Raw genomic sequence first — 12807 nt, 5'->3', positions numbered from 1 at the left:
CAACTTCTTCAGTGCCCTCCCATAAGGGCGGTCCTTTTCTACTGAAAGTGGTTTCATCCCCGTTGGTGAATCCTTCTTTTATGAATGTTTTATAGCTTACTCAAAAATTCCAGCGTATCCACTCCATCCGCATAATCCGTGAGCGATGGTTGCTGTGCCGTTCCAAAAGGAGTAAACCCTCTTCCTACCAGGCATTGCAACGCTGTATTCGCCTGCAACTCCGCCGCCAGCGTGTCCTTATCGGTATAATACCCATAGTTCAGCACACTTATTGGCGAGAAAATATGCGCCGCCTCCTGCAATAACATACTCTCATTCGACATATAAGGACTGTTATTCAGCAGGATCAAAGCCAGGTTATAGTCGTAATTATTCTTATACTTATTATGATCGGCAAGATAACTATACTTCTTCTGTGCCTCCAGCAACTGGCTGAAATCATACCCTTCCGGTACAAATACCTTGGTTACATTCCGGCATCCCAGCCCAAAGTAAATACTGATATCGTCCGCCAGACCTTCCAGCTCAGCAGGCGTTTCTTCACCTGTGAGGATAGCTACGGAAGTCCGGTTCCGGCGAATAATGTGCGGATACTGGGCAAAGTAATATTCGAAATACCTGGAAGAATTGTTGCTGCCTGTTGCAATATAAGCGTCACAGTTCTTCAACATATCCTGTACTGTAGTCTGCTCCGCCCATTCAGGGTGCCACTCTTTCATCTTATCCAGCACATGCTGCATCAGTATTACATCCTTTGATGACAGTTTGAGGCGAACATTGTGGCCGCTCACGAAACCGCAGAGCCAGTCATGAAAGCCTACAAGAGGGATGTTACCAGCGGTAACGATGCCCACTGTACGGGCAGGTTTGTTCTTAGTCAATTCCGGGTAGGCATTGATCCAGCTGTTGAGGTGGGCGGCTTCCAGGAAATTCTCCGCAATCTGGCTGATGGCCAGATCTATGAATTCCGGGGTGAACCAGCCGTTAGCCTGGTAAGCTCTTTCCTTTACTGCCAGAAGCGCTGGATCATTGCTTGTCAGGTATTGACCTAAACGTACCAGGGCGGCTACTTTTTCTGTACTGCTCATGAATCTATATAAATAGTTTACTTTTTAAAGGGAGATATTCTATTTTTGTCTGCAAAATTAATGGCTTACTTCTTAAACAAAAAGTTTATAACATGGCAATCAAAATAACAGATGAATGTATTAATTGTGGAGCTTGTGAACCTGAGTGCCCTAATAACGCGATCTATGAAGGTGGTGTTGAATGGGCAATGGCCGATGGCACTACGATTAAGGGTTCTTATGTGCTGATGGATGGATCTTCTATCGATGCCGACCAGCGTAACGCTCCTATAGCTGTTGACAGTTATTATATTGTTCCTAATAAATGTACTGAGTGTCAAGGCTTTCACGAAGAGCCACAGTGTGCGGCAGTATGTCCGGTAGACTGTTGTGTACCAGACGAAATGTACCAGGAGTCTGAAGAAGAACTGCTGGCAAAGAAAGAGAAATTACATATTTAATCAGGAAGCATAAGGAATTATCGGTAACTGGTCGTCAGATGCAAATCGCTGGCACGCATACCGAACCTAAATGGGGAGAAAAGGCTAATTACCTTTTCTCCCCTTCTTTTTGGAGTAAAAAAGTTTGCATCCCCCATTTTTCTATTAACTTTATCCGCTTATTATTAATTATTATATGAAAAAGAATATCGCCCTTGTTGCCGGCGGATACTCAGGAGAATACGTTATCTCCGTACAAAGTGCCGTAACAATTGAGAAAAACCTGGATAGCAGCAAATACAATGTGTATAAAATTGTTATTACAAAAGAGGGCTGGAATTATACGGGGGACGACGGGCAGGCGATAGCCGTGGATAAGAACGATTTTTCATTGACTATCAAAGGGCAAAAAGTAACTTTTGATGCCGTTTTCATCGGTATTCACGGTACACCTGGCGAAGATGGCCGACTGCAGGGATATTTCGAAATGCTGGGTATTCCATTTACCAGCTGTGGCATGGTCACCTCCGCCATGACTTTCAATAAGAGCTATTGCAACAAAGTAGTGGCAGCCCTGAATGTGGTGAATGTATCCAAATCTGTGCATATCTTCAGTAACCAGCCTTACGATACCAAACAAATATTGGCACAGCTCAAACTGCCTGTATTTGTAAAGCCTGCGGAAGGTGGTAGCAGCATCGGTATGTCTAAAGTAAATACTGCCGAAGAACTGCAACCCGCTATCGACAAGGCTTTCAAAGAAGATGTACAGATCCTGATCGAAGAGTTTATCAAAGGCAGGGAAATAACCTGTGGTTTATATAAAGTGAATGGCGAAATCAACGTTTTGCCGCTGACAGAAATTGTAAGCAGCAAAGAATTCTTTGACTATGAGGCGAAATATACGCCGGGTATGACCAAAGAAATCACCCCTGCCCCAGCACCGGACGACGTGTGTGAGCAGATCAGGAATACCGCCAAAGAACTGTATAACAAATTGAATTGCAAAGGTATTGTGCGTGCAGACTTCATCTATGAAGAGGCAAACAACCGCCTGTTCTTCCTGGAAGTGAACACCATGCCTGGTCAGAGCGATAACAGCCTCGTGCCTCAGCAGGTAAGAGCTGCCGGTAAAACCCTGCAGGAGTTTTACGGCACATTAATTGAAGAGTGCCTGAGGAAATAACAAAGCGGTATAAGATTACGCTATCTTTAAGTTAAAATATAATCTGTGTTCAATCAAATTACAAAACGCTCCTTTGGGTTCAACCTGGCCGTTGTGGTAGGGTTGTTCCTGGTACTGGGGCTGATTTTCTTCCTGCTGCTGGGGGTAATTACCAGGCATGGAGATACCCAAACCGTGCCTGACGTATACCGTAAGAGTGTGAAAGACGCTACCAAACAGCTGGAAGATGCTGGGTTTAACGTAGATGTAAGAGACTCCATTTTTATCGATAGTTTGCCTGCCCTGGCTGTATGGGAACAAACCCCCGCAAAAGGTGCGATAGTAAAAGTTGGAAGAACTATTTACCTGACTATCAATAAGGTAGTGCCGCCAATGGTGGACATGCCTGACCTGGTAGGACTCACTTTCCGTAGTGCTGAAATGACCCTGCATAGCCGCAGGCTGAATGTAGGAGATACAATTTATAAACCGGACTTTGCTACCAATACCGTATTGCAGCAGTTGCTGAATGGTAAACTGGTAAAAGCCGGCAGACAGGTGCCCGAAGGTAGCAGCATCACGCTGGTACTGAGTAGCGGTACAGGTAGTATCGAAAATCCCGTACCGGATCTGATCGGAATGACCTTCCAGGAAGCCAAGGTGACCCTGAGTGGCAGAAACCTGAACCTGGGTACAGTAATGGTAGATCCTTCTGTAACAGACACTGCCAATGCATTTGTGATCAAACAGGATCCGATGCCAAGAAATTCACTGCAGGAGCTGAGCATGGTAAGAGCAGGAGAAGTAGTGGATATCTGGTTGTCGCCTACCGCACCGGTAAAAGGTGCAACTGATTCTACAAAAGAACCGCAATAACAAAGTAGTATACCCCATAATCGTTTAACTTATAAAATTTACAGCGATGGAAAATATAACTGCTGAAGAACTGAAACAACGTATTGACAATGGCGAATCCCTGCACATCGTCGATGTAAGGGAACCACATGAACACGAAGAATTTAATATCGGTGGTATCCTGTTGCCCCTGGGCGAAATCAGAGCCATGCAGGTGGATGAGCTGGAAGATCTGAAGGATGAAGAAGTGATTGTGTATTGCAGAAGCGGAGGCAGAAGCGGCCAGGCAGCAATGATCCTGGAAACAATGGGATTTCAGAATGTAAAGAACCTGACCGGTGGTATGTTGAACTGGCAGGAGAAGTTCGGGAAATAAAAGAATTTGAAATTAAAAAGGCTGACCGTAAGGTCAGCCTTTTTAATACTTTTCAAAGAAAGCGCAGGTACCACCCACCCAGGTATGCGACTTATCCTTCGTCACACCTATCATTTTACTCTTACTAAGCCTCGCCAGGTTATGCACCAACAATGGCCTTTCCGCTCCATCTTTCCATACATACATCATCCTGATCTCACAATAAGCGGGTCCATCAGGTGTTTCGATAGCCGGGGCATATTGTACCTTTCGCTGTAAAATCCAGTGCTCAGGATCTTTAATCGAGGCAATATCTGATAATGTTACATCAATCACTACCCCCTGACCTGCGAATGAAAAAAGCGGTTTCAATACATAGTTCTCCAGATCGGCTGGCAACTCCTTTGCATGCAGAAACCAGCTTTCCGGTGCAAATTCACTATGAATAAAAGGCAGGGTATATTTACTGATCCTGTAAAACCAGTTCGGATGCGTGATCCACTCTACATCAAAATCCTGGAATAAAGACACATGTGCCGGCAATGAAGCCGCCTGTCTTTGCAGGTCATCAAAGATCACGCGGTTGTATATGCGTTTGATTAAAGTATCCTTATAGTATAATTGGTCACCTCTCTGCTCAAGGTCTGTAATACAAACAACAGGTATTCCCAGTACCTTTTGCGTATAATAAAAATCAATACGGGTTTTCTGTTCATGTGGCTTTACTTCCAGCAATACCACTTCTTCCGGTTGATAAGGACCCACAATGATCTCTTGCAATAACGCTAAATAGCTATTATCATCATACCCATTGAAATAGTTATTTACTGTATCAGGGATCTGGAAATGATGTTTAAATTCCTTAGCCATCAGCTCCTGAAACGCATACAGAGAAGGAAAGCCCTGTAGTTCTATGAGCTGTGGTTGCAACACGCCTTCTGCATTTTGACACACAGCAAAATCAATGATCACAAAATGCGCATGCTCATTTTCGCCCGGTACTTTCATACATGCAGGAAAAGACGCTTCACTACTGGCTTTGAAGTCAGGTTGTGTAATCACATCAATGATCGCTTCGCTGGTATCAATCAGTTGCTTCGTGAGTGCAGCTGGTACAAACACGGGTGTTTCCGCTACTTTAAAAGCAGGGGCTTCGCCGGCAGCAGCAGCCATTGATTCAATAAATGCCGCGTATTTCTCCGCAGTAAAATTTTCGTTATAATATTTGCGTAAAGAAGGGATCATGATTGAATAGATAAGGCATTGTTCAGAAATGCAGGAATAAGCGTATCATACGTGAGCATGATCTTATCCGGGTCTGAAAGTTGTTCCAGCATGCTGTAATATTTTTCCGCACCATAGTTGGTGAGCACCTGGTCTTTCTTTTCTTTTTGAAGCAGGTACATCCGCATCCCGGTTGCATCAGCCTCCGGGTGGAATTGTGTGCCGATCATATGAGGGCCGAAACGTATCGCCATGGCCGCTCTTTCCAGTGGTACATGGGGGCGTTCTTTTTCAAGCGCTAAAACGGAAGCGCCGATTGCATCCATACGTGCATGATCTAAACCAATCACCTGCCAGTTGCGGCTATCCACGATGTAAAAAGGATCGGGGAGCTGTTCAAATTCACCTGCAGTTGTCTTATGCACAGGAAACACTCCGAATGCAGGTGATCGGCGCCTGCATACATTTCCGAGCTTCAAATAGCGACACATAAGCTGAAAGGAATGACATATCAATAACACCGGCTTTGAAGCTTTCATCAACGCTTCCATCACACCAAAATAACGGTGTTCCCACTCACTGCCTTCACTATCCAGCGGTGAACCGGGACCACCTGTAGAAATATAAATATCGTAAGAAAGATCAGGTACCTGGGCAGCGATGCGCACCTCATACTCATCACACTGCAATACCAGTGAATGACGCACAGCATACGCCGCGAGTATTTCCCTGATACAACGCATCCCTTCGTTCGGAACGCCTTCATACATGTCAAGTATAGCTACTTTCATGTGCTAGCAGTCTTTGAGAAATTGTTTAATAATGAAGTCCGCCACACTGTGCATGTTTTTGTTTTCATTGAAAACAGCCAGTTGTTTGTCAGCACCAGTGCCATTCTGCAGTATTTCTCTTGTATGCTCGATATAATGACGGCTACCCAGTTCATCGACCACATCATCTACAAACTCCAGCAGTTCAAAAATGAGTGAACGGGTATTGACTTCCGCTTCTTTACCAAAGTCAATGAGGTTGCCATCTATACCATAGCGGCTGGCTCTCCATTTATTTTCATTGACCAGTGCGCGGTTGTAGATAATAAAGTTCAGGTTCTGCATGCGCAGTTTATAGATCTTTGCACAGAGTGCCTGGAAGATGGCTGCAATGGTACAGGTTTCCTGCAGGGTGAGCGGCACATCGCAGATCCGGAATTCTACCGTATCGTAAAAAGGATGTACACGGAGGTCCCACCATACCTTGCGGGCGTTGTCAATACACTTGGTCTTGACAAGTAACTGTATATAGCGGTCGTATTCTCCGATACTGGCAAAATAATCAGGGATACCAGTACGGGGAAACTTATCGAATACCTTTACCCTGTATGATTTAAAGCCTGTATTCCGACCTTCCCAGAAAGGAGAGTTGGTACTTAAGGCAAATACGTGAGGCAAAAAATAACGCACAGAATTCGCGATATGCAGGGCCATTTCCCTGTTCTCCATTCCTACATGCACATGCAGCCCAAAGATCAGGTTCGATCTGGCAGCGTCCTGCATTTCATTCACAATTTCGAAATACCGGGGATGGTCTGTGATGAGCTGGGCTTCCCATTTGGAAAAGGGATGAGTACCGGAGGCGCCGATACTATATCCCAGGTCGCCGGCAATCTGTGCCACCGTTTTGCGAAGGTGTGCTACATCTGCACGGGCCTCGTCGATGTTTGCACAAATGTGGGTGCCGACTTCTACGACTGCCTGATGAAATTCGGCTTTTACTTTTTCCGGGATGACTTTGTGGGCCTGTTCTACAATTTTCTGTTCATGGGAGCATAACTCGAGCGTCCGAGGGTCCATGACCATGTATTCTTCTTCAATGCCTAGTGTGAAATTCCGGAGCATAGCTGGTAATTAGGGAGGCAAGATAAGAAGAATATGGAAAATGGACTGCGGCAGCAAGGAAGGGGTACTCTTTTTTCGCAGCCGCCAATAGAACATTCATGAAAGAGGGAATTCACAAACGGGGATGAAAACCATTTTCAGAAACAAAAAGGCCTGCATACCGGCTGAGGGGAGATAGCTGGTAATGCAGGCCGGTTGTATACAAACAAACAACCTATTCTTTGGCCTTTGCTTTTTTAGTAGTTGTCTTTTTTGCCGCAGGTTCTTTTTTAGCAGCAGCCTTCTTCTCAGTAGTCTTCTTCTCAGCAGGCGCAGCACCCACCGGTGTCGTCGATTTCTTTGCCGCCGTCTTCTTCGCACCCGGTACTATCGCCGTCTGATTTCCTGGCACCGCATGGGTCATAAACGCACCCCATGTCAGGTTATCTGTTCCCGGCAACTGTTTCAGCGCTCTTTCAATAGCATAATTCGCCGCTGTCTCTACCACCCATTCAAAATTCTCTGCACCGATCGTCGCCTCATCTGCCTCCGGCGCAGGGTTCCAGAAGTCGATCACATAAGGGATCCCTGCACGCACGGCTATTTCTACTGTATTGAAATCGTATCCCAGGTAACGGTTCAGGTTAGCCACCTGTTCGATGATCACACCTTCCAGGTCATCGTCTCCCTGTGCCTTATCAAGATAACGTTGATAAGGAGCCTGGTGCGGGTCGTAAGGAATAACACGTACATACTTGCCGCCAATGCAATAACAACGATAATAAGAATCGTATTCAATCTCTTCCTGCAACATCATCACCAGCTGGCCGGTATGCGCATGTTGTGCAAAGAATTCCTCAGCACTATTGACTTTGTAGACATGTTTCCAACCTCCGCCATTGTAAGGTTTCATATAAGCAGGAAAGCCAATGTGCGCGAAAATGCTTTCCCAGTCAAAAGGATATATCAGGTTTCTGAACGATTGATCCGTAGTATTTACCGGTAGATCGCGGGAGGGGAGTAATGCAGTTTTAGGAACATTGACACCCGCACGTGCAGCCAGCTCATTGTTCACAAATTTATCATCCGCACTCCACCAGAATGGATTATTGATCACCGCGCTTCCTTCCAGTGCAGCCTGTTTGAGCCAGGTACGATAGAAAGGAACATCCTGCGAAATACGATCCAGTATCACAGCATATTCATTTGGAATACCCTGTATTACTTTGTCGATAGATACGAATTCAGCAGAGATGTCGTTGACATTTTTTGCGTTTACGCGGTCAATGAATGCCTGGGGGAAACTGTTTTCCTGACCATAGAGAAGGCCTATTTTTTTCATCCTGAAAAATGTTTTTACGTTGAGTGTATCAATGATTCCGTTTGCCATAAAAGCGGTTGAGGATCAATATTCGCGCCAATGGATTCGCCAGCTTATTTTATAAGGGAAAGGTAATATGGTAACATTTCGTTCCATACGGGCCAGTCATGTTTTTGATTGGGCCTTACATCCAGCCAGTGGCTGATGCCTTTGTGAGCGAGTATCCCTGACATCCGTTCATTCTGGTTACGGGCTATATCTTCGTCGGCTACGCCTAGTATAATTCCCATGCGCCAGAGGGCCTCGCGCGGATTGTCGCGCATGTAATCCATGGGATTATTGAAATAGACATTATCATCATAATGACCATCCAGGCGGGAGGTAATATCAAAAATGCCGCTGAGGCTAAAGAGGTAAGATACCTGCTCCGGGTAGCGGAAGGCAAAGTTGGAGGCATGGTACCCACCAAAACTGCAGCCGGCTAAGGCTACGCGGTGAACGCCGGTTTCGTATATGACCCTTTCCAGCACCTCATGCCGCAGCATGTTGTCGTAAGCAATGTGATTGAGCGTGCGTTGGGCAGGGGAGACCTGTTTGTTATACCAGCTTCGGGCATCTATACTATCAGGGCAATAGACCCGAATGAGCTGATGGTCGATGAACCATTGTAATGCATGAATTAGGCCTCTTTCCTTATGTTCATAATGGCGCCCCATAGAGGTAGGGAAGAGGATGAGGGGATAGCCTTCCTCTCCGAATACCAGCATCTCGAATTCACGGCCGAGATGAGGGGATTTCCATTTGTAATATTGTTCATGCATTCATATAAATATAATAAAAAAACGCTTCGGCTGTTAGGCCGAAGCGTTTTTTGTATCTGTATAAATGCAGATTAGAAGTTATAACGAACACTCAACTGACCTCTCCAGCGTGACAGGTAGTCGCTCACTGTGTATGGTCTCAGGATACCGTTGATGTTGTTCATCTTTGTTTTATCAAAGGTGAATGTTGGGTTCTGTGTCTGAGATACTATGCTGAACAGAGACACTGACTGGTTACCGAGGTAGTAACCCCAACCCCAGTTACGGTTCAGGAGGTTAGCAACGTTCAGAACGTCGAAACCAACTTCCAGTCTGTGTGTGTTTTTCAGGATGAAGTCTTGGGCGATCTTCAGGTCGAAGTGACTTTCCCATGGCATTCTTGCACCGTTACGAACAGTGTTCTTGCCCAGGTTATCCTGCAGGTATTTGTTATGAGAAGCAAAATCCTTGAAGTCAGCCAGCTGCTGATCAGGAGTAACAGTTGCACCATTTACTGTCAGGTTTGCAAACTGGCTTGCATCTGTAGGCAGATAAGCTAAGCTCGAAGAACCGGTTTTACCGGAAGCATCATCACCTGTCAGGTTATAGTTATACAGGAATGAGTAGCGCTGACCAGTGTAACCCTGGTAAACCAGACCAACAGTAGTGCTCATGTGGTTCTTAGCATAACGGAAAGTCTTGCTTGCAAAAGCAACTACACGGTGACCTGGATCGTAGTTAGCACGAGCTTCGCCTACGTTATTCAGACCGTTCTGGTTGTAAGCAAAACGCCAGTTAGAATAAGCGGTAGAAGAAGTACCATCGTTTACTGAGGTAGATTTACCATAAGTATACGCGACGCTACCAGCCCATCCATGGTCCAGAGGTTTCTGGATCTGGAAAGTAAAGTTATAAGCGTAACCCTTGCTGGTGTTTTTCAGGTAGATTACGTCAGTATAGCTGCTGTTTGCGCGGGTGAAGTTGTACCATGGACGGGTAGTGTTACCTACAGTCACAGTACCTTGCTGGTCACCTACGTTCAGGTTCTGATAAGCGATGTTGTTGATAGTCTTGGTATATAGACCTTCGATGGTACCAATCAGACCCCACCATGGCAGTTTCTGGTCGATAGCCAGGTTACCACGCAGTACCTGAGGATATTTGAAGTTCTTGTCAGTAACGTCAACTTCAGTTGGCGCAGCCGTAGTAGTTGGGATATAAGCACCCAGGTGTACGTCAGATGGATCGTAGTTGAAACGAACAGAAGCATCAGGTGTACCACTGAATTTAGTGAAGGCAACACCTGTGTTAGAGTAAGCGTTAGAGATCCATACCAGTGGCACACGACCAGTGAACAGACCAACACCACCTCTCAGCTGGGTAGTACCATCGCCATTAACATCGTAGTTGAAGGCAACTCTTGGTGCAAACAGCAGTTTAGACTTAGGAACTACGTTGTTCTGTACGTTGTATTTAGCTGCCAGATCAGAAGAGTTGAAGCCGGTGTTTGCATCAGGTTTGTTGAAGAATACAGGCAGATCAATACGAACACCATAAGTCAGGCGGAACCTGTCATTGATATCCCATACATCCTGGCCATATACGCTGAACTGACCTGCGTGGATCTTACCCGGAGCTACGTCATCACCACCCTTGGCAGAGTAGCTGATACCATATGAAGATGGTGCAGCTGAGTTAGCCAGCAAAGCACTCAAGCTTCTGTAAGTGTAATAACCATAGTAGTACTGCAGGAACACGTTGTTCGTGTTGAAGAACTGGTTGTCAGTACCAAAGGTCAGGGTGTGCTTCTTCTTCTGGATAGTCAGGTTGTCCACGATAGTGAAGTTGTCCTGACCGAGTGAGTTACGTGCAGAAGAATAGTCAGCACCAGCATTGTAGTTCAGACTGCTTTCTGTAAGGTAAATAGAAGGGAATGCAGATGTATTACGTCTGTCGCGGATACGGTTGTAAGTCACACGCAGCACGTTGGATGTTGTTGCATTGAAGTTACTGTTCAGTTCAGCTACAGAAGAGTTAGTAGTGCTGAGCATGTAGTAACCGCTGTTACCAAAGGTCATAGTAGTGGCAGTACGTGAAATTACGTAGTTGCTACCATCTACATAGCTATGACGCAGGGTCAGCTTATGCTTGTCGCTGATGTTCCAGTCGATACGTGCGAATACCGAAGTCGCATAACCTTTAGAACTGATATCAGTGTAGCTTCCTGGATCGTAACCATAGTTGGTCATCAGGTAGTTACGGATAGAATCCAGTCTCGCAGTGCTGAATTTAGAACCTGAACCTGCATCTGCCGGATTGTAAGGCAGCGGCGTTTTGTAGTCGTTTCTTTCAGCGTTTACGAAGAAGAATGCTTTATTCTTAACGATAGGACCACCTAAGCTGGCACCCCATGTTGTATTATTATAAGTAGCGTATTTCACATCGCTCTGTACGTTGTGACCTACCAGACCCTGGTTCTGGTTCAGGAAATAAGCCGAACCGTGGAACTGGTTAGTACCTGATTTGGTAACAGCGTTGATACCACCACCCGTGAAGTTACTCTGGGTAACATCATATGGAGACAGTACAATCTGTACTTCCTGTACCGATTCCAGTGGAACAGCGTTTACATTCGCCTGACCACCATTGGTACCTGTAGCAGTCAGACCAAATGCGTCATTTGCATTCGCACCATCCACAGTGAATGAGTTGAATTTGTTGCTCTGACCTGCAAAGGAGATACCCAGTGGGCTACCGTTCGAGCTGCTGTAAGTAGCAACTGCCTGCGGTGTCAAACGGGCGAAATCCTGGATGCTACGGCCTACAGTTGGCAACTCAGTCAGCTGGCGTTGGCTGATGTTGGTCTGTGTACCAGTACGGTTTGAACTGATAATGCTGCTTTTTTGACCGGTAATAGTTACCTCGTTCAGCGATTTGCTACCATCTTCAAGTTTTACGTTTTGGGTCAATGCAGTACCCAGGCTCAGATACAGATCTTTAATGTTTTGTTCCTGATAGCCTATATAGGTAATTGTAACGGTGTAAGGACCCCCTACACGCATGTTGGGAATGGTGTAACGACCTCCCGCTTGTGTTGTGGTACCATAAACGGTTCCGGTTGGAACGTGAATGGCTTTAACTGTGGCCCCAATCAGGCCCTCCCCCTTTGCATCTTTCACCAGACCGGTAACAGCACTTGTTGTTACCTGCGCGAAAGAATAGCAAACGCTAAGCAAGACAATGAATGTTAACAGTAGTTTTTTACATCCCATATTTGAGCAGTTTGATTTTATAAGACCGCAAAGGTTAATAAATTTTTCTTACGAATTTTAACTTGAAATTAACAAATTGTTAAGCCATATTAAAAGATTGAGTAGATGGCTGTGTATATTCGAAACTATATGGCAAAACAGTCTTTAAATGGAGTTTGTTCAACTAATAGGGTAAGAAATTCTAATATTTCGAATAATAATTTGTTGGAATACTTAATTCTCTGTCGGGCAAGGGCTGTTTTTATATTAGTTTTTCTGACAAATGTTGATATGCTTATATTTAATATATGATAAAGAAAGAAGGGTATTAAACTGATGGGAGCGTGTTTGAGAGGAATTAGGGAAATATTGGACGCCCAACACCACTGGAGGGTGACTTTTTGTGCTGTCAAAAGGGCGTAAAATCCGGGATTAATCCAATGTTTCATGCCTCT

11 protein-coding genes are annotated in these 12807 nt (G+C 45.3%); 4 read left to right on the top strand and 7 right to left on the bottom strand.

The features are described from left to right. Positions 1 to 89 precede the first annotated feature (89 nt). Entirely contained in the window at positions 90 to 1088 is a 999-nt protein-coding gene (locus BW716_RS10705) for an acyl-CoA reductase (protein WP_083722536.1), read from the bottom strand. Positions 1089 to 1180: 92 nt separating this feature from the next. On the opposite strand from BW716_RS10705, the gene BW716_RS10700 reads away from it, so the two are divergent. From BW716_RS10700 to BW716_RS10685, 4 genes are all read left to right on the top strand, one after another. Continuing rightward, the gene (locus BW716_RS10700) at positions 1181 to 1528 is read left to right on the top strand and encodes a 4Fe-4S dicluster domain-containing protein (RefSeq protein WP_083722535.1); all 348 of its coding nucleotides are present in this window, start codon (positions 1181 to 1183) and stop codon (positions 1526 to 1528) included. A gap of 175 nt (positions 1529 to 1703) precedes the next feature. Next, entirely contained in the window at positions 1704 to 2693 is a 990-nt protein-coding gene (locus tag BW716_RS10695) for a D-alanine--D-alanine ligase (protein ID WP_083722534.1), read from the top strand. A 45-nt stretch (positions 2694 to 2738) separates the two neighbouring features. Next, a complete protein-coding gene (locus BW716_RS10690) occupies positions 2739 to 3548 on the top strand; it encodes a PASTA domain-containing protein (protein WP_083722533.1) in 810 nt (269 codons plus the stop codon). Positions 3549 to 3594: 46 nt separating this feature from the next. Further along, positions 3595 to 3903, top strand: a complete 309-nt coding sequence (locus BW716_RS10685) for a rhodanese-like domain-containing protein (RefSeq protein WP_083722532.1) — start codon at positions 3595 to 3597, stop codon at positions 3901 to 3903. A gap of 42 nt (positions 3904 to 3945) precedes the next feature. Here BW716_RS10685 and BW716_RS10680 read toward each other — a convergent pair whose 3' ends face one another. The 6 genes from BW716_RS10680 to BW716_RS10655 all read right to left on the bottom strand — a co-directional run bounded on the left by BW716_RS10680 (position 3946) and on the right by BW716_RS10655 (position 12373). Further along, the gene (locus BW716_RS10680) at positions 3946 to 5127 is read right to left on the bottom strand and encodes a hypothetical protein (protein ID WP_083722531.1); all 1182 of its coding nucleotides are present in this window, start codon (positions 5125 to 5127) and stop codon (positions 3946 to 3948) included. Beyond that, complete coding sequence (locus BW716_RS10675; protein ID WP_083722530.1) at positions 5124 to 5897, bottom strand: type 1 glutamine amidotransferase; 774 nt, start codon at positions 5895 to 5897, stop codon at positions 5124 to 5126. The genes BW716_RS10680 and BW716_RS10675 overlap by 4 nt, the downstream gene beginning before the upstream one ends. A gap of 3 nt (positions 5898 to 5900) precedes the next feature. Continuing rightward, positions 5901 to 7001, bottom strand: coding sequence for a carboxylate-amine ligase (locus BW716_RS10670; protein ID WP_083722529.1), 1101 nt, complete (start codon positions 6999 to 7001; stop codon positions 5901 to 5903). Between the two features lie 214 nt (positions 7002 to 7215). Beyond that, a complete protein-coding gene (locus BW716_RS10665) occupies positions 7216 to 8370 on the bottom strand; it encodes a RimK family alpha-L-glutamate ligase (protein ID WP_235643597.1) in 1155 nt (384 codons plus the stop codon). Between the two features lie 44 nt (positions 8371 to 8414). Next, a complete protein-coding gene (locus BW716_RS10660; protein WP_083722528.1) occupies positions 8415 to 9122 on the bottom strand; it encodes an alpha/beta hydrolase-fold protein in 708 nt (235 codons plus the stop codon). Positions 9123 to 9193: 71 nt separating this feature from the next. Continuing rightward, entirely contained in the window at positions 9194 to 12373 is a 3180-nt protein-coding gene (locus BW716_RS10655; RefSeq protein WP_083722527.1) for a carboxypeptidase regulatory-like domain-containing protein, read from the bottom strand. Positions 12374 to 12807: the final 434 nt, after the last annotated feature.

The organism is [Flexibacter] sp. ATCC 35208 (genome assembly GCF_001975825.1).
Lineage (GTDB): Bacteria > Bacteroidota > Bacteroidia > Chitinophagales > Chitinophagaceae > Chitinophaga.
The sequence above is the reverse complement of the archived record's forward strand: the minus strand, read 5'-3'. Positions and strand labels throughout refer to the sequence as shown.

Coding starts and splice junctions, on each gene's coding strand:
- BW716_RS10675 (WP_083722530.1), bottom strand. CDS start 5,897: ATGAAAGTAGCTATACTTGACATGTATGAAGGCGTTCCGAACGAAGGG.
- BW716_RS10670 (WP_083722529.1), bottom strand. CDS start 7,001: ATGCTCCGGAATTTCACACTAGGCATTGAAGAAGAATACATGGTCATG.
- BW716_RS10685 (WP_083722532.1), top strand. CDS start 3,595: ATGGAAAATATAACTGCTGAAGAACTGAAACAACGTATTGACAATGGC.
- BW716_RS10680 (WP_083722531.1), bottom strand. CDS start 5,127: ATGATCCCTTCTTTACGCAAATATTATAACGAAAATTTTACTGCGGAG.
- BW716_RS10655 (WP_083722527.1), bottom strand. CDS start 12,373: ATGGGATGTAAAAAACTACTGTTAACATTCATTGTCTTGCTTAGCGTT.
- BW716_RS10665 (WP_235643597.1), bottom strand. CDS start 8,370: ATGGCAAACGGAATCATTGATACACTCAACGTAAAAACATTTTTCAGG.
- BW716_RS10700 (WP_083722535.1), top strand. CDS start 1,181: ATGGCAATCAAAATAACAGATGAATGTATTAATTGTGGAGCTTGTGAA.
- BW716_RS10705 (WP_083722536.1), bottom strand. CDS start 1,088: ATGAGCAGTACAGAAAAAGTAGCCGCCCTGGTACGTTTAGGTCAATAC.
- BW716_RS10660 (WP_083722528.1), bottom strand. CDS start 9,122: ATGCATGAACAATATTACAAATGGAAATCCCCTCATCTCGGCCGTGAA.
- BW716_RS10695 (WP_083722534.1), top strand. CDS start 1,704: ATGAAAAAGAATATCGCCCTTGTTGCCGGCGGATACTCAGGAGAATAC.